This is a genomic window from Oscillibacter sp. (assembly GCF_032018205.1).
Classification (GTDB): Bacteria; Bacillota; Clostridia; order Oscillospirales; family Oscillospiraceae; genus Oscillibacter.
The window spans coordinates 71,159-95,401 of sequence record NZ_DALZOY010000003.1 but is presented as its reverse complement, the minus strand read 5'-3'; the positions used below and the strand labels follow the sequence as shown (position 1 = coordinate 95,401).

At 51.0% G+C, this 24,243-nt stretch carries 19 protein-coding genes, 1 tRNA gene and 1 pseudogene; 11 read left to right on the top strand and 10 right to left on the bottom strand.

Annotated features, from left to right (window positions below; genetic code table 11):
• Window positions 1-16: 16 nt before the first annotated feature.
• Window positions 17-169: a hypothetical protein gene (locus RTU96_RS03305; RefSeq protein ID WP_312634935.1), complete on the bottom strand. Its 153-nt coding sequence runs from the start codon at window positions 167-169 to the stop codon at window positions 17-19.
• A gap of 469 nt (window positions 170-638) precedes the next feature.
• Entirely contained in the window at window positions 639-1,583 is a 945-nt protein-coding gene (locus RTU96_RS03300; protein ID WP_312634934.1) for a LysR substrate-binding domain-containing protein, read from the bottom strand.
• Window positions 1,584-1,866: 283 nt separating this feature from the next.
• Between RTU96_RS03300 and RTU96_RS03295 the strand changes: the two genes are divergently transcribed.
• The 4 genes from RTU96_RS03295 (at window position 1,867) to pepT (RTU96_RS03280) (ending at window position 7,233) form a co-directional block, all read left to right on the top strand.
• Window positions 1,867-3,309 (top strand): amino acid permease, encoded by a 1,443-nt coding sequence (locus tag RTU96_RS03295; RefSeq protein ID WP_312634932.1) that lies wholly within the window; start codon window positions 1,867-1,869, stop codon window positions 3,307-3,309.
• A gap of 10 nt (window positions 3,310-3,319) precedes the next feature.
• Window positions 3,320-4,630 (top strand): M18 family aminopeptidase, encoded by a 1,311-nt coding sequence (locus RTU96_RS03290; protein ID WP_312634931.1) that lies wholly within the window; start codon window positions 3,320-3,322, stop codon window positions 4,628-4,630.
• Window positions 4,631-4,776: 146 nt separating this feature from the next.
• Complete coding sequence (gene pepT / locus RTU96_RS03285) at window positions 4,777-6,000, top strand: peptidase T (RefSeq protein WP_312634930.1); 1,224 nt, start codon at window positions 4,777-4,779, stop codon at window positions 5,998-6,000.
• A 15-nt stretch (window positions 6,001-6,015) separates the two neighbouring features.
• Window positions 6,016-7,233 carry a peptidase T gene (gene pepT, locus RTU96_RS03280; RefSeq protein WP_312634929.1) on the top strand — a complete coding sequence of 406 codons (1,218 nt, stop codon included), beginning with the start codon at window positions 6,016-6,018 and terminating at the stop codon, window positions 7,231-7,233.
• Between the two features lie 387 nt (window positions 7,234-7,620).
• Here the strand turns inward: pepT (RTU96_RS03280) and RTU96_RS03275 are convergent, their stop codons facing one another.
• The 3 genes from RTU96_RS03275 to RTU96_RS03265 form a co-directional block, all read right to left on the bottom strand.
• The gene (locus RTU96_RS03275) at window positions 7,621-8,934 is read right to left on the bottom strand and encodes a YjiH family protein (RefSeq protein WP_312634927.1); all 1,314 of its coding nucleotides are present in this window, start codon (window positions 8,932-8,934) and stop codon (window positions 7,621-7,623) included.
• A 96-nt stretch (window positions 8,935-9,030) separates the two neighbouring features.
• Window positions 9,031-9,846, bottom strand: a complete 816-nt coding sequence (locus RTU96_RS03270; protein WP_312634926.1) for a response regulator — start codon at window positions 9,844-9,846, stop codon at window positions 9,031-9,033.
• A gap of 18 nt (window positions 9,847-9,864) precedes the next feature.
• Window positions 9,865-11,418, bottom strand: a complete 1,554-nt coding sequence (locus tag RTU96_RS03265) for a transporter substrate-binding domain-containing protein (RefSeq protein WP_312634925.1) — start codon at window positions 11,416-11,418, stop codon at window positions 9,865-9,867.
• 477 nt (window positions 11,419-11,895) lie between these two features.
• Here RTU96_RS03265 and RTU96_RS03260 point away from each other — a divergent pair, with 477 nt between their 5' ends.
• The gene (locus tag RTU96_RS03260; protein WP_312634924.1) at window positions 11,896-13,359 is read left to right on the top strand and encodes a glutamate synthase-related protein; all 1,464 of its coding nucleotides are present in this window, start codon (window positions 11,896-11,898) and stop codon (window positions 13,357-13,359) included.
• A 402-nt stretch (window positions 13,360-13,761) separates the two neighbouring features.
• Window positions 13,762-14,757, top strand: coding sequence for a choloylglycine hydrolase family protein (locus RTU96_RS03255; RefSeq protein ID WP_312634923.1), 996 nt, complete (start codon window positions 13,762-13,764; stop codon window positions 14,755-14,757).
• Between the two features lie 91 nt (window positions 14,758-14,848).
• Here RTU96_RS03255 and RTU96_RS03250 read toward each other — a convergent pair whose 3' ends face one another.
• The 3 genes from RTU96_RS03250 to RTU96_RS03240 form a co-directional block, all read right to left on the bottom strand.
• The gene (locus RTU96_RS03250; RefSeq protein ID WP_312634921.1) at window positions 14,849-15,556 is read right to left on the bottom strand and encodes a YjjG family noncanonical pyrimidine nucleotidase; all 708 of its coding nucleotides are present in this window, start codon (window positions 15,554-15,556) and stop codon (window positions 14,849-14,851) included.
• 109 nt (window positions 15,557-15,665) lie between these two features.
• Window positions 15,666-16,757: a PTS sugar transporter subunit IIC gene (locus RTU96_RS03245; protein WP_312634920.1), complete on the bottom strand. Its 1,092-nt coding sequence runs from the start codon at window positions 16,755-16,757 to the stop codon at window positions 15,666-15,668.
• Window positions 16,758-17,459: 702 nt separating this feature from the next.
• Window positions 17,460-17,828, bottom strand: a complete 369-nt coding sequence (locus RTU96_RS03240) for a recombinase family protein (RefSeq protein WP_312634919.1) — start codon at window positions 17,826-17,828, stop codon at window positions 17,460-17,462.
• 196 nt (window positions 17,829-18,024) lie between these two features.
• Between RTU96_RS03240 and RTU96_RS03235 the strand changes: the two genes are divergently transcribed.
• From RTU96_RS03235 to RTU96_RS03220, 4 genes are all read left to right on the top strand, one after another.
• A complete protein-coding gene (locus RTU96_RS03235; RefSeq protein WP_312634918.1) occupies window positions 18,025-18,633 on the top strand; it encodes a TetR/AcrR family transcriptional regulator in 609 nt (202 codons plus the stop codon).
• A 56-nt stretch (window positions 18,634-18,689) separates the two neighbouring features.
• The gene (locus RTU96_RS03230) at window positions 18,690-20,498 is read left to right on the top strand and encodes an ABC transporter ATP-binding protein (protein ID WP_397356347.1); all 1,809 of its coding nucleotides are present in this window, start codon (window positions 18,690-18,692) and stop codon (window positions 20,496-20,498) included.
• The gene (locus tag RTU96_RS03225; RefSeq protein WP_312634914.1) at window positions 20,495-22,249 is read left to right on the top strand and encodes an ABC transporter ATP-binding protein; all 1,755 of its coding nucleotides are present in this window, start codon (window positions 20,495-20,497) and stop codon (window positions 22,247-22,249) included. The genes RTU96_RS03230 and RTU96_RS03225 overlap by 4 nt, the downstream gene beginning before the upstream one ends.
• Window positions 22,250-22,487: 238 nt before the next feature.
• Window positions 22,488-23,183: a VOC family protein gene (locus RTU96_RS03220; RefSeq protein WP_312634913.1), complete on the top strand. Its 696-nt coding sequence runs from the start codon at window positions 22,488-22,490 to the stop codon at window positions 23,181-23,183.
• A 65-nt stretch (window positions 23,184-23,248) separates the two neighbouring features.
• Here the strand turns inward: RTU96_RS03220 and RTU96_RS14730 are convergent.
• Window positions 23,249-23,391, bottom strand: a pseudogene (locus RTU96_RS14730) (IS256 family transposase); the annotation flags it as partial.
• Window positions 23,392-23,422: 31 nt separating this feature from the next.
• Here RTU96_RS14730 and RTU96_RS03215 point away from each other — a divergent pair.
• On the top strand, window positions 23,423-23,653 hold the full coding sequence (locus RTU96_RS03215; protein ID WP_312634912.1) for a hypothetical protein: 231 nt from the start codon (window positions 23,423-23,425) through the stop codon (window positions 23,651-23,653).
• A 154-nt stretch (window positions 23,654-23,807) separates the two neighbouring features.
• Here the strand turns inward: RTU96_RS03215 and RTU96_RS03210 are convergent.
• Window positions 23,808-23,883 (bottom strand) — tRNA-Ala (locus tag RTU96_RS03210).
• Window positions 23,884-24,243 lie beyond the last annotated feature (360 nt).

Here is a 24,243-nt window from a genome sequence, read left to right as displayed (position 1 = left end):
ACCGCCGCTTCAGTATTTATACCAAAGCCCGCTTATGAACAAGGTCAACTGCCAGCCGATATTTCGCGCGGGAAACCGGCATTCCCGCCCGCATGACACCTCGATCAAGCAGCGTGATGGGCATGATGCATCTGGGCAGCACATCCATCTCGCTGAAGTCTCGATTCATGATTTTCTGATAGGCGGCGGATTGTTTTTTCAGTGCTCCGCTCCCCATGTAAGCGCCTTTTTGCGAAGAAAAACTCACTGCCATCCTCGCCAGCGGCATAGAGAGAATTGGAATTACCGCACCCGAGGGGGCGGTTCCCATCCCACCCGCCGAAGTCCACCATAGAGACTCCGGCGTCCATGTGACCCGCAAAAAGAGACACAAAGTTCCTGTCCGAACGGCAAGATGCATATTGCATCGGTTCCGGACTGCTGAAGTAACAAAATCAAGTACATCTGCCCAGCAATAAACTTGCCAGACATTTGGCAACGGATGGTACACTTGGTAAACAGTTCCGCCTTGCTTAGCAAATTGCCGATGATTGACTAATTGGAACAGACCTGCCCTCGGTATACTCCACGAAGCAGGTTATCACCAGCCGCAGGCAGGAATCCGAATATGGGAAATTCCAAAGCACCGGGCCCGGAGTTTACTCCTCCTTCTGGCGGGCAATCTCCAAAAATTCCTCCATTGCTCGGCTGATATAGCGATTTTTCTTATAGTAAAAATAGATAATTCGTCGAGAAAGTTCTCTATTCAGTTTATAATAGGCAATGTTCGGGTGGGGCAGAATATTTTTTGCCAGCGTGTCGCTGACGAAGGCAATGCCCATGCCCGTACTGACCATGTTATAGGCAGTCAACTGCTGTTCCAGCGTCAAAATTACCCGAGGCGTGAAGCCGCAGCTTTGGCACATCTGAATCGCTCGCTGATTGATGTCACTGTTAGGGCGGAGCAGAATAAATGGTTCATTTTCAAAAGCCTCCAATGGAACCGCGGGATATCGTTCCGCCAGATAATCTCCGGAGAGAACATTATCCAAACTGAGCCGCCACGCAAGAAGAGAGCTGTTGACAGGAAATTGCTGCGGTACCGCCAGCAGGAGATGCTCTTCCCGATAGGGACAGGTTTCAAAAGCATCCTGCGCAAATTCCTGATAATTCACAACAAGGTCCAGTGTCCCCTTAATCAGCAGCTTTTCCAGTTGTGGTTGGCTCTCTTCCATCATGCTGACGGAGATTTTGGGGTATTTGCTTTTATACTCTGAGATCAGCGGCGGCAGAATATACGATGCAAACATGCCGATCCCGCCAATTGTCAGCTGCCCCGCCTCCAGCTTGCGGGTATCGGCCAGATAGTCGGAAAAGCTCCGCTGGGCACTGAAAATCTGTTCCGCCGCCTGAATGTACTGCTCGCCGCACTCTGTCAGCTTTACCGGCGTGGTGCTGCGATCAAACAGCGGCATACCAACCCGCTCTTCAACGCGTTTGACGCTGCTGCTGAGCGCGGGCTGGGAGATATAGAGGTTTCGGGCAGCCTTGGAAAAACTTTGTTCCTTATAGACCTCGTAAACATATTCCATACCATGAAACATGACCGGTTTTCTCCTTTGTTAAGATGTTTGTCACAATAAATACTTGGACTGCCTGAATTTGCACCGCATAGAAGTTGACGCTCTGTGCCGCCAAAAGCGGAATTTAAAAGGTTGTGGCATGCATGAGCTGGTTGTTGAAAAATTTTGCAGTTGACAGCTCGTATTATAACACAACTATTATAATTACTATATAGGTATATGTATTTGCGAATAATATTTAATGGATGTAAAATAAATTTACCAAAAAATGCAACAAAAATAGCAAAAGAAATGGAGATTTTATATGAAGAAGGAAAGCAGCAACCAAATTCTCTGGTATAGTCTGGCTGTAATGGCCTTCAGTACTGTGTGGGGCTTCGGCAACATCATCAACGGCTTTTCAGAGTACGGCGGACTGAAAGCAATTGCGGCGTGGCTTCTGATCTTCGCAATTTACTTTATTCCATACGCTCTGATGGTGGGCGAGCTTGGTTCCACGTTCAAAAACGAGGGCGGCGGCGTCAGTTCTTGGATCAACCAGACGATTGGTCCTAAAATGGCCTACTTTGCCGGCTGGACCTATTGGGTCGTCCATATGCCTTACATCTCGGAAAAACCCGGTAGCGTCATCATTGCCTGCAGTTGGGCAATTTTCCGGGATAACCGTGTCAGCCAGATGAGCACCATGACCATGCAGTTGATTCGACTGGTAATCTTTGTTATGGCTCTGCTGCTGGCCAGCCGGGGGATCCGCGTTCTGCGCCGTCTTTCCACACTGGCCGGAACCGCCATGTTTGCCATGTCGCTTCTCTTCATCCTGCTGATGATCGCGGCTCCCGCGCTGACGAATGCGGAGGTTCTGTCCATCGACTGGACGCCCTCTACTTTTACCCCGAATTTTAATCCGGCTTTCTTCCTGAACATTTCCATTCTGGTCTACGCCGTGGGCGGCTGCGAAAAAATGTCTCCCTATGTCAATAAGATGAAAGATCCGTCCCGGGACTTCTCGAAGGGCATGATCGCCCTGACCGGCATGGTGGTTCTCTGCGCAGTGCTGGGTACGATTGCGCTGGGGATGATGTTTGACTCCAATCATATTCCGGGTGACCTGATGACCAACGGCGCTTACTATGCCTTCCAGCAACTGGGCGTGCATTACGGACTGGGCGACCTGTTCCTGATTCTCTACGCAATCTGCAACATTATCACGCAGGTATCCGTTATCATCCTCTCCGTGGACGCGCCTTTGCGCATCATGCTCAATAACGTCGATACGCAGTATGTCCCCTCCGCGTTACTGAAGCAGAACAAATACGGCGCTTATTCCAACGGCTTGAAGCTTGTTTTTGTAATCGTTTCTGTTATAATTATTGTACCGGCATTGGGCATCAGCAATGTGGATGTGCTGGTCAAGTGGTTGGTCAAGCTGAACTCCGTGTGTATGCCGCTGCGTTATTTGTGGGTATTTGCCGCCTATATCGCACTGAAGAAGGCGGGAGAGCGTTTCCCCGCGACCTATCGTTTTGTGAAAAACCGGCGGTTGGGAATGTTTCTGGGCGGCTGGTGTTTCGCTCTGACGGCCTATGCTTGTTTAAGCGGTATTTACTCCGACGACCCGTTCCGTCTGATGCTGAACATCATCACGCCTTTCATTCTCATTGGACTGGGCTTTATCATGCCGTATTTTGCGAAGCGGGAGCGTATGAAGGCGCAAAACTCCAGTGAACAGAACATTGTTGGTAAGTAAGGAGTTTCTTATGTCAGATCAGATCAACGATTTATTGTCTTTTATTGAACAGAGCCCCTCGGCTTTTCAGGCTGTGGAGAATATGCGCCGTCAGCTACTGACGGCGGGATATACGGAGCTGGAGGAGAGCCAGAGCTGGAAACTTGATGAAGGAGGACGATTCTTTGTCGTCCGCAACCAGTCGGCGCTCATCGCCTTCCGGCTGCCCACGCGGAAGTATTCAGGATTCCAGATCGTGGCCAGCCACGGCGACTCTCCCTCTTTTAAGATCAAGGAATCCCCTGAGATGCGGGTGGAGGACCAGTACGTTAAACTGAATGTGGAAAAATACGGTGGGATGCTTTGCGCGCCTTGGTTCGATCGCCCTCTCTCTGTGGCGGGCCGATTGATTGTAGAGACGCCGAATGGTCTGGAGTCCCGGCTGGTGCGGGTAGACCGGGATCTGCTGCTGATCCCCAGTCTGGCCATTCATATGAACCGAGACGTCAACGACGGCTACTCCTATAACGTTCAAAAGGATTTGCTGCCCCTTTGGGGAGACGGGTCTGCGGAGGAGGGGAGTTTCCTCTCCATGGTGGCGCGGGAAGCCGGTGCCGAGCCGGACAGTATCCGCGGCAGTGACCTATTCCTCTACAATCGGATGCACGGCTGCGTGTGGGGGGACGGCGGACGCTTCCTCTCTGCCCCTCGGTTGGACGACATCGAATGTGCTTATGGTTCTTTGCAGGGCTTTTTGCATGGCAGCGTCTCTGCCAGCGTTCCGGTGTTCTGTATGCTTGACAATGAGGAGGTGGGCAGCGGGACCAAACAGGGCGCGGCGTCCACTTTCCTGCGGGATACACTGCACCGGATTAACGGCAGTGCGGGCCGCGGCGAGGAGGAATACCTCACCAGCATTGCGTGTAGTTTTATGGTCTCGGCGGATAACGCACATGCCATGCACCCCAACTATGCCGACAAGAGTGACCCCACCAACCGCCCCCATCTCAATGGCGGCGTGGTGATCAAACATAGCGCTAATCAGAAATACACCACCGACGCCGTGTCGGACGCGTTGTTCCGTTGTATCTGCGACCGGGCAGGGACCACGCCGCAGCATTTCCACAACCGCTCCGATATGCTGGGCGGCTCCACGCTGGGAAACCTCTCCGGCAATCAGGTTGCCGTCAACACCGTGGACATTGGGCTCCCCCAGCTTGCCATGCACTCTCCCTATGAGACAGCAGGCGTGCAGGATTATTTAGACTTCACTCGGATCTGCGAGAAGTTTTATAGTGTCAGCGTGGCGGTGAAGGACCGCAGGCTGATGATTCAGGAATAAAACCTTCGCTTTATAAAAGTCCGGTCTGTGGCTGCCGCGCAAGCGGCAGCCACAGCTTTCGCACAGGGCGGCAAGATTTGTCCCCGTCTGCTTTGTGTGTTGCGTCGAGATTGAAACCCCTTATATTTTCGAAAGAGGGCAAAAGAATGCGGGCATATGAGAGGCTCTTAAACTATGTGAATTTCTGGACGACAAGCGATCCGGAAGCCGACACGATGCCTACCTCCTTCCGTCAGTTCGATCTGGCACATCAACTGACTTATGAGCTTAAGCTCATGGGCATTGACAACGCGCGCATCAACAACGATTGCTTTGTCTACGGAAGCCTTGAAGCAACGCCCGGCTATGAGCACGTCACGCCTATCGGCTTCATTGCGCATATGGACACCTCCCCGGAGTTTAACGGACGGCATGTCCACCCGCAGATTCTTGAGAATTATAACGGGGAGGATGTGACGCTGGGTACATCCGGACGGGTGCTGCGCGTTTTGGACTTTCCGCGGCTGAAGACGCTGAAGGGCAGCACCCTGATTACCACCGACGGAACCTCTCTGCTGGGGGCTGATGATAAGGCTGGCATTGCTGAAATTCTCACAGCCCTGGAGGCAATGATTCAGGATAAACGTCCCCACGGGAAAATCTGCATTGCCTTTACCCCGGATGAGGAGGTCGGTACCGGAATCGCCAGATTTAATCTGGATGAGTTCGGGGCAAAATATGCCTATACACTGGACGGTTGGGAAGAGGGCGAAATCGTCTATGAAAACTTCAATGCCGCCAGCGTGGTGATCAGCATCAACGGAAAAAACATGCACACCGGCAGGGCGAAAGGCGTGATGATCAACGCTCAGCTAATTGGCATTGAAATCAACAATCTGCTGCCACCCGCCGAGATTCCCTCCAAGACCGAGGGGCGCCAGGGGTTTTTCCATCTGCTGCACTTTCACGGCAGCGTGGAATACGCCCAGTTAACCTATAACGTCCGCGAGCACAGCACAGACCTGTTCCGCCAGCGCAAGGAACTGCTATGTCAGATCGTGGAGCAGATGAATGAAACGTATGGAGAACACACAGTTTCTATTGCAATGAACGACGTTTATTACAATATGAAGGAAAAGATAGAGCCTTGCTTCCATATCATCGAAAATGCGCAGAAGGCTGCGTGCCGCGCCGGAATCCAGCCGAAAATCAGGGTGACCCGAGGTGGCACCGACGGTGCGAGTCTCAGCTTTATGGGCCTTCCCTGCCCCAATCTGGGAACCGGAGGTCAGGCCTTCCACGGCCCGTATGAGCATATCACCATAGAGGGGATGGATCAGGTGGTTCGGATGCTTCAGGAGTTGATTACAATTTATGCCGAAGAACAATAACGAGGAGACAAATCCATGTCAGTCGTGTTAGATAGATTTTTAAAGTACATTTCCAAAGACACCACTTCCAGTATGCACAGCGAAAGCTATCCTTCCACATCTTCCCAGTTGGAATTTGCACAGGCACTTGCAAAAGAGCTGGGAGAAATTGGGCTTTCCAGCGTAAAGCTGGACTCTTACGGTTATGTGACTGCCACGCTGCCGGCAAACCGGGCTGGCGTGCCAGTTTTGGGTCTATTGGCCCACATAGACACCAGCAGCGAAATGCGGGGTTCCGACATCCGGCCGCGCATTTTGGAGTATCAGGGCGGCGACATTCCGCTGGACAAAAAAGGTCAGATTGTATTGTCGGAAGAGATGTTCCCACAATTGAGAGATTACACGGGCTGCCGCCTAATCGTTACGGACGGCTCCACGCTGCTGGGGGCGGACGATAAGGCGGGTGTTGCTGAAATCGTCACCGCCGCTCAATACCTGCTGATGCACCCAGAACTGCCTCACGGGGAGATTCGTCTGGCCTTTACGCCTGACGAAGAGGTGGGGCAGGGAACCCGGTACTTTGATGTAGAGCAATTCGGCGCGGAGTTTGCCTATACGGTGGACGGGGGCCCATTGGGCAGTATTGAATTTGAAAACTTCAATGCCGCGGACGCAGATATTACGATCAATGGTATCAATATTCATCCCGGCTCCGCCAAAAACAAAATGAGGAACTCCACCCAGATCGCTATGGAACTGAATGCGCTGCTTCCCTCGGGTGAGAGGCCCGAGTATACCGAGGGCTATGAGGGATTCTTCCACCTCGTGTCCATTCATGGCGATGTCAGTAAAACCCGGATGCACTACCTCATCCGGGATCACAGCATGCAGAAATTCAACGATAAGAAAAAGTCCCTTGAAAAGATCGCTCAATATTTGAATGACAAGTATGGCCGGGATACCGTTCTCATGACAATCACGGACAGCTATTATAATATGCTGGAAAAGATCGCCGGACATATGAAGTTAATTGATCTTGTAAAAGCTTCGTTTACCGACTGCGGCGTGGTTCCCCGTGTGGCTCCTATCCGGGGCGGCACAGATGGTGCGCGGCTGTCATACTGTGGGCTTCCCTGTCCAAATCTCTCCACGGGCGGCGAAAACTTTCACGGGAAGTTTGAGTTCATCTCCGTAGAGGCGCTGGAGACAATGGTAAATGTTTTAATTTGCTTGGTCGGAAAATTCTGCGGATGACACATCGCTTTTGCAAGTGTTTCAAACAATGTCACAGATTGTAACAATCTGATAGAAACTTGGATAAACAGTTTATGAAAGCCCTGTCCCAATGACTTATTCTGTATAGTTGCTTCTATTTTAATAAAAATCAAATCGTGCAGAATGACACATTCTATTACTGTATCATCCGTCACCAAAAGAACAAACCCGAGGCAAAGATGTAAAGATTTACATCTTCGCCTCGGGTTTATATTTTTAAGCAATGTCTGTCGAGCAAATTTAAAAGCATTGCTGCGTGACATATTCACGCAACTGTTCTGACTTTGCTTTTTTTAGAGCCTGCCATCCGCCAACGTGATGATGCATTTTCCCGTTTTTCGAAATGTACACCATCAAATCAGGCGCTTAGAAAACGATGAGTGCAACAATCCCTGCCAGCAGGATCGACAGGATCACGCGCTCGATCCAGAGGACAATTAGTTCTCCAATTTTAACAGGGATCTTGGTGGATAGAATGCAGGGGATCACAGCAGAGAAAAACAGCAGTTCGGAGATGCAGCATACCGCAACGACATATCGTGTCGCCAGCGCCGCACCGGTAACAAACGCTGCCGGCAGAAACATTTCAGCAATCGTTGTAGCCAAAGACTGGGCGGCAAGCAATGCATCGGGAATTTGGACAAGCAGCGTAAAAGGATAAAAGATGTATCCAATAATGCTAAAAATAGGAGTATAGAGCGCCAGCAGCATACCCAGCAGACCGATGGAGAGAATAGTCGGCAGGATATTGGTAATCATCCGCAAACCGTCTTTCGTATTTTTCAGAACGTTGGTCCCTATATTTCCAGAGCGGTCAACTGCCTCCAGCGCCTCATGCCAAGCAACTCTCAGGTGGTCCTTGGTAACAGTGGCCTCCGGATTGGGTGTAATACCTTCCATATATTCATCGGGAACCTTCGATGTGGGGTAGAAGCGCGCAACGATGGCAGTTACAGCAAAAGTGATTAGCAGCGTTGTCCAGAAGTAGAAGTTCCAGCGATCCATCAAGTCCAGCGTCTTGGCGACCACAACCATAAAGGTGGTGGATACGGTGGAGAAGCCGGTGGCAATAATATACGCTTCCTTTTTGGTATAGCGCCCCTTAAGATACATGTCGTCTGTAATGATGAGCGCCAGAGAATAGCTTCCCACAAAGGAGGCAACCGCATCAATGGCAGACCGGCCCGGCGTTTTCCAAATCTTGCGCATCACCGGCTGCAAAAACACGGCGACAAATTCCATCAGGCCGTAGTCAGTCAAAAAAGAGAGGAAAACCGCTCCAATGGGAATCAGAAAACAAAGGCTGCAGCATAGCGTCACAAACAGATAGGGCAGAAGATCGGGGTTTGACAGCAGCTCTTCCGGTCCCACATGAAATACATACATAACAGCGCAGATTAAACCGATGACTTTGAAAATCGAGAATACAAGATCTTTTGCACTTTTGTTCCAAGTCTTTTTGACAAAGGGCAGAATCGCCCCGATCGCGACGACGATCAAAACGATGTATCCCTGAACCGTGGTGCCGAGTAGATTTCGAAGCAGAGTGGTGACATGATCCACAGGAATCGTGGTTTTCCCGTTGAACGGAATACTGACGAAGAACATGAAGAATCCTAAGAGACTGCACAAAATGAATTTTACTGCGTTGCTTGAATTTTTCTTGGTGGTTTCTGCCATAATTTCTCCTCCTCTTAATCCATCTTTTGGATGGGTATTATAAGAGAATCATATCACAGCAAGAGTCACACTTAAATCACACAGCTTCGCCAGCTATCAGCCGCCGCCTGAGGACGTACCCGTTCCGCCGCTCCTGCCCGCAGAGGAATTACTGAGCATTCCGCTGGTTGCTTCCGCCCAGCTATATTGCGCCATATATTCCCCTCGGTATAAATCCTTGCAGGCTGCATTGCGATTTCTCCACTGGTAATAGTCGCAATCTACCAGCTCTGTTTTTATCGCCAGCTTTCCTCGCCGCTTGTCAAGGATGTCCTCACAGCCCACCCCACGCAGAGTGTCCTGCAAATCCTTTCGCAGATTCTGAAAATACGATGGGTGAGTCTCATCCTCCCAGAGAATGGACATGATTTCGTCTATGATACAACTGGCACCGCAGCGATCCACCAGATAAGCCAATAGCTCCCGGGTGCGCTTGTACTTGAAATTCAGCGGCTGCCCGTCCACGGCCACTTCAAAATTGCCGAAGCAGTGAAAGGTAATCCGCTTTTTCCGAGGAACCGGATATCGCAGGTGCTGCATCTGTTTGCGCATCTCCTGAGGGTCTACCGGTTTTAGAAGATAACCGCTGGCATTGAGCTGATAGGCGTCGAACGCGTGCTCTGCATAGGCGGTAATATAGATGATGTTGAGTTTCGGCAGAAGAACTTGCAGCTCTTTACCAAGCGCAATTCCATCCATTCCACGCATCTGAATATCCAAAAACACAATATCCGCCGGGTTTTCCTCGGCAAAAGCCAACACCTCCGAGGGGCGGCGAAAACCATGGACCTCCGCATCGGGCAGCACCTCGCGGATACACTCCTCCAGCCGCTCCAGCATGATTGCTTCGTCATCCACAGCAAGAACTCTCATAGAATCCACCTCCGTACGTCACTCATCCCTCGGAATGCAAATTGTTACGACGGTGCCTTTGTTCGCGCGGCTCTCAATGATTAAGCTGCCGCTGCACATGAATCGCAACCGTCGACGCACATTTTCAATGCCAATGTGGATGCGGCCGTCCTCCAGCACGGTCTTTTCGTCAAACCCAACGCCGTCATCCTCAATTTGCACCTGACAGATGCTTCCCAGGTCCCTGCTTCGAATAATCACGGTGCCGCCTTCCTCTTTTTGTCCCAGCCCATGCTTTACGGCGTTTTCCACGATTGGCTGCACCGTCAGGGGCGGCAAATAGAAATTCTCACACGCCATATCGTATACCACCTTCAGGTCGTTTCCGAAGCGCATTTTTTCCAGCCACAGGTACGTTTTTATGTGCTGCAATTCTTGAGTAAATGGAACCATCCTGACATTTTCCATTGATTCCAGATTGGTTCGCAGATACCGGGCGAAGGTGTCGATGGCGATCGCGGCCTGCTCGGAATCTTTACGGCAGAGCTGTCCAATCGTTCCAAGGGCATTAAAAAGGAAGTGGGGCTGGATTTGAGACAGGATAATTCTGGCCCGTTCATCTGCCAGTTCGGTTTCCTTAATCGCCAAGGCCGCCTGACTCAGGGCAAGTTCCCGCTCCGCTTGTGCTTCTCGGGCGGCTGCCCGCTCCCGCTGGATGAGGGCACCGATTCCCGCGGCGCTCAAAAGGATCACGCAGGTGGTAACCAGATAAAACGTGCTGCTTTCATGCAGAACCTCTGGAAGAGAACGGGTAAACACATAGGTGGTAAACCACTTCCTTTGGAGGGAGGACAGTGTCCCGTCCAACTGCATCTCCCGGATCACACCGTCAAGCTCTGCCGCCAATTCCTTTTCGCCCTCCCGGACGCCCAGACCCAATCCACTGTCCATCATCGCAAAAACTTGAAGCAGATCTGTATATCCTTCCTGCTGAATCAGCATCTTTGCCACGGATGCGCGCATAACGGCGTAGTCAATTTCTCCGGCTTCCAGCGCTTCCAGTTCCTGAGAATAAGTATCATAGTAAATCGCGTTTTCCTCGATGCCATAGATATCAACTTCGGTTTTTCCGTTAATGGTGGCAAGGCGCCCCTGCTTCAGATCATTCACACCGCTGATGGGTGCCTTTCCATATACAACGAACGCGTCATCAGCCACGATGGAGGTAATCATCAGCCCGTCATTTCGATTGGAGATGCTCTCCAGCCCCATGACGATATCCGCGCTCCCGTTTTTCACTGCTTCAGTGGCTTTTGTCCAGGTCGTCAGGTGAATCTCAACATTTACACCAAGCCGATTGGCAACTTCATTGATGCACTCGATGTCGTGGCCGGTATAGGAGCCGTTGTCCGCAACGGAGGAATACGGCGCAAAATCAATGTCTCCCACTACGCGTAATGTCCTCTCATAGGAATTGTCGGCTGCTATCTTTACTTCTGGAACACCGGCAAACCAGCCGCCTTGGATGACCGCATTGCCGATCTGAGCTGCCAGCAGAACCACAATCAATATACTTAGCAGATAGAGCTGCAAAAAGTGTCTTTTTGAGAAAGCCGAGCTATGCATATAGGGTCACCGTCCTCTACTTTTTCTCTGTTACACACAGCTTCAGTTTTCATGGGTCGGAGTGCAGAGGATTTCCCTCATCCCGCACAGACGCAGGGCATGCTGCAAATTGCCTGAGAGAATGGCATATGATCTCACATGGTGGCGGGGACACAGCCGACCTCTTTACAGCGGTGGCTCACCATATAATTGCTTAACTTAAAATATTATTCTTTATGTTATACGTTTCGACGCTGTATTGCAAGAACTGATTGAGCTGCGCAGTTTGTTTGCACAGTGAAACTTCGCTTAATGATTACGGCATATTGCTTTTTGTGCAAATTGCTTGCAATTTAACCGATATATGGTACAGTTATTTGTAAAAAGATATCATAGCAAATGTAATCTTGAGGAGGTTTTAAAATGTCGTATTCACCGAACTTGAGTTCCCCATTCACCGGCGGTATGAACAAGAGCAAGACCACCTGTTCCACATCCGGCATGTGCTCCATGTGCACCAGAGACTGCCCGGGCACCTGCGAAATTGCGCTTTCGGCGGTGCTGGGCGCTCAAACTGTATACCCCATAACAACGGGCGACAATCAGATTGCCTCCGAAAAAAATTATCCCGTTGATTACTCTCATTTCAATATGAACGGGCGGGTATTCGGCGCGCGGGGAATTGCGGAGGATATGGAGCAAGCTACGGTTTTTAACATGGATTTATCCACGACCTATGGAACGCGCAATCAAATTGAGATGGATTTGCCCCTGATTCTGCCCGCGCTGATAAAGCTCAACTGGAAGGACTATTTTGCCGGCGCTGCCATGGCGGGCGTAAGCTGTGTAATCGGTGAGCACGCCAGAAATAACGACTCAGAACTCGTTATTAAAAATGGGCAGGTTGTGGACTTTCCCTTTCTCGCCTCCATCAGAAAAAGCTATGAGCCGTATTACCGAGGCAAAGGTCAAATGATCTTGCAGTGCAACCCCGACGACGATTTGCTGGGCGTTCCCCAGATTGCTTTGCAAAAATACAGCTTTGATGCGATTGAAATTAAGTTTGGGCAGTCGGCAAAGGGCGTCCAGCCTGTTATAAAAATCAAGGATATGGAAACCGCCCTGAAAAAGAAAGCGCTGGGAAATCTGGTCCATCCCGACCCGGAGAACCCAGCGGTGCAAAAAGCATATGAAAACGGTGTCTGTCCCAATTTTTATACATACGGCAGGCTCCCCATGTGGACGGAAGAAACGATTTCAAAGCACATTGAACTGCTTCGCTCCATGGGGGCCAAAAACATTTACTTCAAAATGGCGGGGTATGACTCCGTTGATTTGGAGCGGGTTTTAAGGATGGCCAGCGTCAACGGCGTTGATATGGTGACCTTTGATGGCGCTGGCGGCGGCTCGGGCTACAGTCCGTCAAAAATGATGAACGAGTGGTCCTACCCCACCATTATGCTTGAAAATCAAGTGGTGCGTTTGGCAAAAAAGCTCCAACGCGAGAATTTGCCCCTTCCTGCAATTACGATAACGGGCGGTTTCGCCAGTGAAGACCAGGTATTTAAGGCGCTTGCCTTTGGTGATGGGCTGGTGAAAAGTGTCGGCCTGTGCCGTGCTTCCATGGCGGCGGCTATGACGGGCGAGAGGATCGGAAATGAAATTAAGAATGGAACCGTTCGCCCCCTGTTTCAAAAGTACGGTTCAACCGTGGAAGAAATTTTCGGTGATTTGCCGGATCTCTGCGCCATCTATGGAACCGAGGCACGTAGTTACCCCACCGGCGCGATTGGAGTCTTCTCCTATTTAAGAAAAATCGGTTTTGGCATCGCCCATTTTGCGGCGCTGAACAGGAAATTTAATTTGTCGCTTTTGGACCGGAGCGACCTCATTCCACTTACAGGCGACGCGCATGATCTATTAAATTAAATTTTACAGAGGAATACGAAAAAGGGAGCCGCGTAAGACGGCTGGCTGCAAGACGGAGGACGCTGGCGGGCTGACGCCCGTCAAGGACGACAACGCCGCAGACAGCCTTTTTGCACGCTGAACTCCTTGCAGTTTTTGTGAAACTGCTGTAAGGTGCTCCGCTTAATATTTAATGGGGCAAGCCCAAGGGATACCACCCTTGGGCTTGCCCTGTAAAGTTTCAAGCCTTAAAACCGATTTCACAGTATTCAGTGGGTATCGTTATAAAAACAGACTAGCCTCAAAACAGTCGAGGCGGTTATCTTTAAGATGCCGTAAAATCAAGACGGAGTCTATAAAGCACCCAGAAAGTGCCAATCACATAAGATAACTTATAGTTTATTTTGATAGGCGGTGAAACCCATGTGTACGGCCATTACATTACAGTCTTTGCCGGGGGCAGCCTCCCTTGGAAGGACCATGGACTTCTCCTATTTGCTCCAGCCCCATTTTTATTTTGCACCAGAAAATTACCGATGGACAAACACGATAACCCATGAAGACATATGCAACCCTTACAGTTTCATGGGAATTGGTCAGGAGCTGGACGGGGTTCTCGGCTTTTTCGATGGGGTCAACGAACACGGTTTTGCGGCCGCCGCTTTGTACTTTGCCGGATATGCCAAGTATGATGACGCCGCCATGCGGGATGCGTCGGCCACTCAGGTGGCATCCTATGATTTTCTCACTTATATTCTGGGGCATTGCACGTCTGTGGAAGACCTCTTGAATCAGATGGATCATATTCATATCATAGGCGTATCAGATCCACTGACTCAAACGGTGGCTCCGCTACACTGGATTGCCGAGGATCGCACTGGAAATTGTGTTGTTCTGGAGCTGACGGACAGAGGTGCCGAGATGTTCCACAACTCAATCGGTGTTTTAGCCAACAGCCCTGATTTTCCGTGGCATATGACGAACCTGCGCAATTACATGAATACATCGCCCCGGCAGATGGAGAAAGCGGTTTGGGGCGATGTTCAACTGATGCCCTTCGGCCAGGGAGGGGGAACAATGCCTTTACCTGGCGGGTATACCTCTCCGGAGCGCTTTGTCCGGGTAGCATATCTAAAAACACATATTCCCCCACCGGAAAATACCGAGGCCGCAGTCATCTCGTTCTTCCAGATTATGAAAAGTGTGTCAATCCCCCAAGGGGCTGTTGTGACCGTACGAGACACGAACGATTACACGCAGTATACAGCCTTCATTGACCTGCACACATGCAAATATTTTTTTAATACATATGAAAATCTGCAAATTAAAACGGTGGACTTCCCGATCGCTCTGGCATTATCAGACACAATCGTTGACCTGGGGAGAATTGTACAGCCCATGACCTTTGAAAAACTATAATGGTTTTTTCTGATAGAAGGCATCTTCTTCCGCCGATTCTGCAAGGGAAACCGTGGATCAGATTGTCGGCTTCGTAGAGATGAAATACGCATTATCTCCGGCGTTGAGGTTGCACTTTTCTATCCAGCAAGGAGCTAAGCTCCTCTAACGCATATATTTCATAATCCGGCAGGATGCCCGAATCGTTGGGCAGCCGTGCCGGATTGAACCACACCGTTTGAATTCCCGCATTTATGCCACCCTGAATGTCCGAGGAAAGGCTGTCTCCGACGATCATTGCGGCACTTCTGCGAACGTGTGGAATTTGCGCAAAGCAGTAATCGAAAAAGTCGCTGCTGGGCTTGTTGAACCCAATCTCCTCCGAAATAAAGATACCCTCCATGTACTTTTCAAGGCCGGCGCTTTTGATGCGGCTTCTCTGGACGCTTGCCGTTCCGTTTGTGACGATGTACAGGTGATAATGGGGGGAAATATCCCGCAGCAGCTCTTCCGCTCCCTCTATAAAATAATGTCCGACTTCCAGTAGGGATTCATAAATCTCCGCCGCCTTCTCGGCTGAACACGCCGCGCCAAGCTCATCGAACAAAAGTCGATACCGCCGCGTTTTCACTTCGCTTCGGCTCAGCTTCCCCTGCTCCAGCAGCTTCCACTGCGCCAGATTCAATTCGCTGTATCTGCGGATGACGGCCTCATTCGGATGAATCCCCAGTCGAAGCAGGGTTTGTGTCAGCGCGATGCTCTCCGCCTGGTTAAAATCCAGCAGGGTATTGTCCAAATCAAATAGAATCGTATTCACCATTCTGTTTTTACAACCTTTCTTTCCTATCAGTCATTTTAAAACAGGCGCCGCGAAGCGGGTGCATCCGGCTTCGCCGAAACAATCGGCATTGATAAAACCCGAGCGCCGCCTACGATAACGTCATGTCGCCGTCTTTAATCCATCCGATCTTTTTTAAAACGAGGTTGATCAACGGGCAGATGACAGCCGGAAGGAGAAACGAAATTAGAAGCAATCCAATCCAATCCCCTGAGGTTACGGCCACCTTGGAACCCCGCGCGATATCGTCTATCCAGCCGGTATACACGCCGATTTGGCCCACAAGGCCAGAGGTTCCCATTCCGGAGGATACGGGGGCGCCGTTCATCTCCAGATGAAACAAACAGGTAGCCAGCGGGCCGGTAATGGCGGACGTGAGAATCGGTGCAATCCATATCCTCGGATTTTTCACGATATTTCCCATTTGCAGCATAGAAGTCCCCAGCCCCTGCGCCACCAGTCCGCTCCATCGGTTTTCCGGGAAGGACATCACTGCAAACCCCACCATCTGCGCGCAGCACCCTGCGACGGCCGCGCCTCCTGCAATTCCCGTGAGGCCCAGCGCCGCGCAGATTGCGGCGGAAGAAATGGGAAGCGTCAGCGCAATGCCGATGACGACGGATACCAAAACCCCCATCCAAAACGGTTGCAGGTTTGTCGCCCACATGACAATGCCGCCCACCTTCATGGCGGCGCTTCCCAGCGCGGGGGCCCACCACGCGGAAAGGGCCACGCCGGTTCCGATGGTGACAAGCGGCGTTACCAAAATGTCCACCTTTGTTTCCTTTGACACGGCCTTCCCGATTTCGGCGGAGAAGATCGCAACAAACAGCACGGCCAGCGGACCACCCGCACCGCCCAGCGCGTTGGAAGCGAAGCCAACGGTAATCAGCGAGAACAAGACCAACGGGGGACAGCGCAGTGCGTATCCGATGGCAACGGCCATCGCGGGACCGCTCATAATCGTGGCCAGAGAACCGACTGTATAGGCGACGTCATTGACCGTCACAACCGGCGCGATCAAAAACGGGATGTGAAGCTGGGCCCCCATTGCATTGATAATCGTACCGATCAAGAGAGAGCAAAACAGGCCCTGCGCCATCGCGCCCATTGCGTCAATTCCGTATCTTCTGAGCGAAATCACGATGTCTTTCCGTGCTAAAAATGCTTTTAAGCTTTCCATATATCATTTCTCCGTACAAAAACCATGTGAAGCCCCTGCTTCAAATTTACCCAAAACCTCCGGCCCGAACATAGTTCAGGCAACGCATCGGCCGCTTGAAATTACCCGCGCACCTTTTTTATATCTGATTCCAAGGCCGTTGTCAACCAAAGCCCGAGCAAACGGGCCGCCGACAGCACCTCCACCATAGACTGTAAAATAGAAGTGCCTGCACCAGCATGTCTCCGCAGATCGCGGATCATGTGGCACAGGCACTCGTCAATATTTACAATAGATTTGACCTTGCAAAACACTGTCAGGTCTTTTGCTCTGGTTCCTGGGTTTAGCTTCAACACCTTGCCCCTACCGCACTGGGGGCAAATTAACCATCTGTCCTATATACTGTGTAAAGGTGGCAGCACATGTTTTATTTTGAGAGTTTCTATTCCGAATAAGGCGTTTCACATTTTTCTTATAGGTGCACCCTACTGATGCTGACGGCCCTGCCCACTTTATCCAGCTCTTCCTGTCGGAGCGTTTGCATCTCGCTGAGCCGATTAAATTGGGAGTTTACAACAGGGCGCTTTTGAATTGCTTCCAGCGTGTCACTCAAGGTCTGGGACTGACGGAACAGTTCTTCGCTGATAATGGCTTCATGGGCAATTGAAACAACATACCATTTATTCTAGATTGTTTTTACCTGCGTGTGCACCTTATAGCTGATTACTCCATATCGTTTTTGCACCATGCTGCCAATGTACACCTGATTTTCAGAATACTCAGCACATTGCTGGCGGACCACAGTCCGTCGTTTTGTCTGGCTCCGGGATTCTGATACTTGAGCTTTTGAATCTGCTGCTTATAGGCCGTGAGGTTTGGAACTCTCAACTCATTCAGCTTGAGGGCGATGCCCCGCTTACTCATGTCGTCCAGCACAAACCAGTGAAAAATATCCCGGACAATGCTGACCACCACGTTTTTCGGCCGCCTTTGACCCCTGCGTCCTAATCTGGCCCGTTCCCGGAGCTTCTCCTTATCCTCCCGGGAAAAGCATATGCCATGCCGCCCGTACGCAATACCCCAATCCGGCATACTTCCCCGTCTATGAACGCGGGCGGGTCCTTAAAGCTGTATAAAGCGATAAGCGGAGGCACATAAATCGTCAAACATACAAATGTTTTTTAGAAAAGTTCGTATCCCTATTGACGAAGTGGGATCGGCGGTGCTACACTTGGCTTGCGACCAATCATGCAATATCGGTCGCAAGCCAAGAAAGGGAGATGATAGGATGCCCCTCAGAGTATTTACCATGAAGGAGCGGGAGGATCTGCGGGTAAGGATGCTGAACGAGGGCTTTGCCCTGATTAAGCAGCACGGGATGACCCACGCTTCCGTGGAAAAAATCACGCAGGCGGCAGGACTTGGAAAAAGCACATTTTACAACTTTTTTTCGTCTAAGGAGCAGTTTGTTACCGAAATTATTGAATTTCAGAGGGACCGTTCCAAAGAGTATTTTGACCAGCTTCTTGACGGGCGGGAAAAAATGACTGCCGCCGAGGGCAAAGCGTATTTGAAAAAGATTGTTTTCAGCCAGGACAGCATCTACCAATATCTCACGGCGGCGGATATGGAAAAGCTGAAAGCTATCTCGCCTGTTGAATACTGCAATCCCGACGACAGTGTCTACGATCAGCGGGAAGCCTGGATTATGCACGCCCTCTTCGACCATATGGAGCATGTGCGCAAGGATTTGAATATCCATGTTGTTGCAAATTTAATTAAGCTCATGACACTGGCAAAAGTCAACAGAGACGCGCTGCACGCCGATGTGCTGGATGAAACGTTGGAGCATATCTACGGGCTTCTGTTCTATCTTGTTTTTGAAGACAGCGACTAAACGGTGTTTTTTTGTTCAGAGGTTAGCTAAAGCTAACTTGAGAAAGGAAAAATAATATGAAGCAATTGCCAAAGACTCCCCCAAAAAAGCAGGGGCTCTCCCGCCTTTTTGAACTTGCAGGCGGAAAAAGAAAAAAGCTGGTCTTCGCGTGTTTTCTTGCGGTGCTTTCCTCAGCGGCAAGAATTGTGCCATTTTTCACCATTTATGGCGTGGTGCGGGAGCTGCTTGTGCATTACACGCTTGCGGCGGAGGTGGACGGCGGACGCATTGTCTTTCTTGCCGAAGTAACGTTCGGGGCGGCGCTGATTTACGGTGTATGCGCCTATTTCTCCTCCGCCATATCACACACGGCGGCTTACGACATTATTTATGAGCTGCGCATACAGTTGATGGATAAGCTGGCCCGGATTTCCTCCGGCTATTTTACCGGCACCACACAGGGCGCCATTAAAAAAATTATTTCGGACGACGCGGAGCAATTAGAGGCATTTATTGCCCATCACATCTGCGATATTGCCGCGGCAATTGCCACGCCGGTGTTTACCCTGCTGTATCTCTTCGGAATGGACTGGCGGCTGACGCTGGTAACGCTTCTGCCTATCTGCATTTCCCTGTGCCTGCTTTCCGCCTGTCTGAAGCAGCCTGACAAGGCGGCGTTACAGGTGGAGCTGCACGACAGTCAGGAAAGAATGCAGGGAACCATTGTCGAGTACATTCACGGGATGAGCGTTGTAAAGGTATTTAACCGGTCCCTCAGCGCGTTTCGGCGCTATGAAAACGACCTGAACGCCTTTGCCGATATCGTAAGCCGCACGGCCCATGCCAACGCAAAGCCCATAGGCGCATATTACGCTTTTTTTGGTGCCCAGCTCATGTTTTTGCTACCTGCGGCGCTGGTGCTGCTTCCCACAGCAAAAAGCTATCTTGATTTTCTGCCGGTAATCCTGCTATTTTTTCTGGTGGGCGGCGGACTGAAAGAGCCGATGGAAAATATGATGCAGATGGTAATTATGTCAAACCGGATTGTAGAGGGCGTGAACCGAATCGACAATATTTTGACACAGCCGGAGCTGGGGGAAGACGGCACAGGAAATCCTCAGACCTATGACATTACGTTTGAAAACGTATCTTTTTCCTATGGGCAGGACCTTCAAGCGGTGTCGGAGGTAAGCTTTTCCGCCCCGCAGGGAAGCGTGGTGGGCCTTGTGGGGCCGTCCGGCGGCGGAAAATCCACGCTGGCGCAGCTTCTGCTGCGATTTTACGAACCGCAGGCGGGAAGCATTAAAATTGGCGGAGTGGACATACGGGAAATTCCGCCCAACCGGCTGATGAATCTGGTGTCCTGCGTATTTCAGGATTCCGTACTGTTTCACGATACGGTGGAACGGAACATCCGCATGGGAAATACGCAGGCAAGTCTTGAAGAGGTGGAGCAGGCGGCAAAAAATGCAGGTATCCATGACGTAATTCAGGCACTGCCCAATGGGTATCAGACGGTGGTAGGCGATTCAAACGCGTATCTTTCCGGCGGAGAAAAGCAACGGATTGCCATTGCGCGCATTTTCTTGAAGGATTCGCCCATTGTAATTTTGGATGAAGCCACGGCCTATGCAGACGCAGATAACGAGTCAAAAATACAGGCAGCCTTTGCTGCGCTTTCCAAGAACAAAACCGTGCTGATGATTGCCCACAGGCTGAAAACGGTGGAAAAGTCCAGCCGTATTCTGGTTTTGGAAAAGGGGCGCTTGGTGGGCAGCGGAACCCACGGCGAGCTGCTGCGGGACTGTGAGCTGTATAAAAATTTGGTGGATGCCAATGAGCGGCGGGACCGCTGGAGCATTCGGCAGGAGGATGCTTGCGTATGAATATGAAGCAGTGGTTTGAAACCGTGACGCTGGGACAGCCCGGGCAATATCTGCGGCTGCTGCGCTGGAGCTTATTCGACAGCATTGTGATGAGCGTACCCTACGGATTGATGCTGGGGGCGGTCTATTATCTGCTCGTGCCCTTGGAAAGCCCGGGTACACCGCTGCCCGTGCAAAATTTATGGATGTTTGCCGGTGGCCTGCTGGCACAGTTTATTGCCTATAACTTTATTCGCCAAAAGACCTATCTGGACGCGTGCACGGGCTTTGCCGGCATTATCAGGGATTCCCAAATTACGCTGGGAGAGCACCTGCGCCGTCTGTCCATGGGGTTTTACTCCAATCGGGACGCCGGAAATCTCTCTACGGTCCTTCTGCGGGATTATCAGACCATCGGGGACCTCGCTCAGCAATTGCTGCCTCAGGTGGCGGTCATTCTGATCCGCTTTGCCTTGGCCATCGCGGTGCTCTCCACCTTCGACTGGCGGATGACGGCCTCGGTATTTCTGGTCATTCCGCTGGCGCTGCCCTTTGCGTTTCTCAGTCTGCGGAAAATGGGGTATATCAGCGCGGACCTTCAAAAATCTCAGCAGGAGGTTTCGTCCCGCATTCTGGAATATGTGGGCGGGATTCAGACCCTAAAGGCATTTAACATGGCAGGTGCGCAGTTTGAAAGTCTGAAAGCGTCCTTCGAGCGGCAGCGCAGCTCCGCCATTCGGCTGGAGACGGGGGCGGCGGCTCCCGTAAGTATGCTGGGCCGCTTTGTGCTGAACTGCGGAATGGGCATTGTGATGCTAATGGGCGCCGTGCTTCTCACCCGGGGCGAACTCCATCCCTTTTACTACATTGCGTTTCTGATCCTCACGCTTACAATTTATGAGCCTGTGCTGACCCTCTTTACCTTTATTGCCGACTTTGCCCGGACCCGCCGCAGCGGGCAGCGAATCGCAGACCTTTTCGCGGAAGAGCCGCTGACCGAGCCAGAAGAGCAGGAGATTCCCAATGGCACGGACATTACCTTTGACCACGTTTCCTTTTCGTATGGGAAGACGGAGGTTCTCCACGACATTTCTCTCTGCTTCCCCGCGCGCAGCGTGACAGCGCTGGTTGGTCCCTCTGGCTCTGGAAAATCCACAATTACGCGTCTGGCTGCCCGCTTCTGGGACCCGATGGAGGGTGAGGTCCGCCTTGGCGGTGCGAATATCCGGCATATGAAAGCCGACGAGGTTTTAGAGCGCGTCAGCATTGTATTTCAGGACGTCTACCTGTTTCACGATACCATTGAGGAAAATATTCGGATGGGGCGCGCCGACTCCTCGCCGGAAGAGATTATTGCGGCGGCAAAAACGGCGGCCTGCCACGATTTTATTATGGCGCTTCCAAACGGATACCGGACCGTGGTTGGAGAAGGCGGGTCAACGCTCTCCGGTGGAGAAAAGCAGCGGATTTCCATTGCCCGCGCTCTGCTGAAGGATGCCCCCATCGTTTTGCTGGATGAAGCCACCGCCTCGCTGGACCCGGAAAACGAGGTGTTGATTCAGCAGGCCATCTCGGCGCTGGTGGCGAATAAAACCGTGGTTGTGATTGCACACCGGCTTCAGTCCATAATGAGCGCGGACAGCATTATCGTTCTGGAAAATGGTCGTGTGGCAGAAAGTGGGACTCACAAAGCGCTTTTGGCCCGTGAGGGCCTGTATGCCCATCTCTGGGAGGAACAGAGCCGCGCGGGAAGCTGGCAGCTCGGACAATAATTGACCGAAAATATCTTCAACATTTAAAGAAAATGGATTTCCATACAATGGCGAAAGCGCAGGAGTGCGGGCCGACGGCCTGCACTCCTGCGCTTTTTTTAACTGCTCGCAGATTTTTCTTGAATTTGAAATTGTTTAGGAGTAAAATGCAGTTAGATAAAACTAACCAAAGTTTGCGAGAACCTCTGCCCTGCAGGAGGAAATACTCGGCGGTATTTTTTTATAGGAGGAAAGAAGGGTGAAAGTCAGTCACATTATATACCGTGTTCAGAATTTGGAGCAGGGTGTGGAAGCGTTTCGAGAAAAAGGCTTTGTGGTAGAATACGGCAGAGAGAAAAATCCGATCAATGCCTTGGTTTACTTTTCCGAGGGCCCTTATTTTGAGCTTCTGGCAGGCACGAAAATGCCCGCAGCGGCGAAAAAAATGTTTCGCCTTTTGGGACAGGGAAAGCTGGTTGATCGTCTGGATTCTTATGATGCCCACGCAGGCGGTCCCTGCGAGCTGGCGCTGGAAAACTACGCGGAAAATTTGGAGAGCGAGAGCGCCATTCTTAAAAAATATGGGTATACAATGTTTCAAACGCCTTCTCGCCGCAACGATACGAAGGGACGCAAGCTTCGATTCAGGGTGGGCGCCCCGAATGATCTCCAAATTCCATTCTTGATGACCTATTTTAACATCGATCCCAAGCCAAAGAGGTTTGTCCACCCCAACGGCGTTTCGAAGATCAGCCGCGTTACATTTGGCACAAGATCGGAGCTGTTTCCACTAATACGGGAGCTGTGCGACGATGAACTGTTGGAATTAAAGGAGGGCAATGGAATAACCAATATTGAATTTTCCTATACGCCAGGCCGGGAGAATCCCACGGGGCATATAACGATAAATTCTCCGCACTCCGCATTGGGGATTTACGGGCGTCTCGGCTTTTGAGAGACGGACATGGAGCAAGTGACAGACGGCGTTTGCTATACGCCCACGCGCTGCGCGATCCAGCCGCGATACCGCTCAATGATGGCAGTCTCGGAGGAAATTCCTTTGAGTCGAGGCACGTTGAGCGTTTCTTCCACACTCCCACGGACTAATTCCTTGATTTGCCCTTGATTACTTCCTCATTAAACTGTACAATTCTCTCAGACATGGTTTGCTGTTTCCTTTCAGAATGGTGTGTCGTGACTTCATTCTATCAAAGAGCTGCAAACCATGTCTCTTTTTATTCCTTCTTCAATTCGCGCAACTTATTCTACCTTATCCAGTTTGTCAAGGCGGTCTATGTCCGCCGCGACTATGAGCTTGAAATTGTGTTTAACGTATCTTTTGAGGACTTTCAATCCCTGTGCCCCAACGAGGCGGGGGAGGATCGCAAAAAGGCCGGAGCAGCAATGCTCCAGCCTACGGCCTGATATAGAAGTGAGAGCCATTTTTGAAATGCGAACCGGGTGGTGGACAATTCCAGAAATTCCGCAAAAAGGCTTGCAGGCAAGCGGTTCGCATCCCACGCAAAGCCCTAAAAAGGTTATGAAAAAACCACGAAATCATATAATTTCGCGGTTTATCTGGTGGAGACGATGAGGATCGAACTCACGACCTTACGGATGCGAACCGTACGCTCTCCCAGCTGAGCTACGCCCCCAGATTTTTTAAATTTTTAGTTTTCTTGTGTGATGCGAACCAAATGCCAGCCAAACGAACTACGCCCCAAAACGAGAGGGCATAGAACCAAACCACTTGCTCTCCCAGCTGAGCTACGCCCCCAAATATTTCCCGCAGACTTACCGGCTGCGGCTCCAGCCAAGCAAGGCGCTCCCCCAAGGCAGGGCGCACACCAGAATTCTCCGGAGCCAGAGACAAATGATATTATAGCATGATTTTTGGAAATGTAAAGTGCAATTTTGCGAAAATTGGTGCTGAACCGCCGCGGGGAAAATTTCGGAACGTGAACAGTCGGTAAATTGCGCCCGGAAACGTGAAGAAACACTACCAAACCGATAAA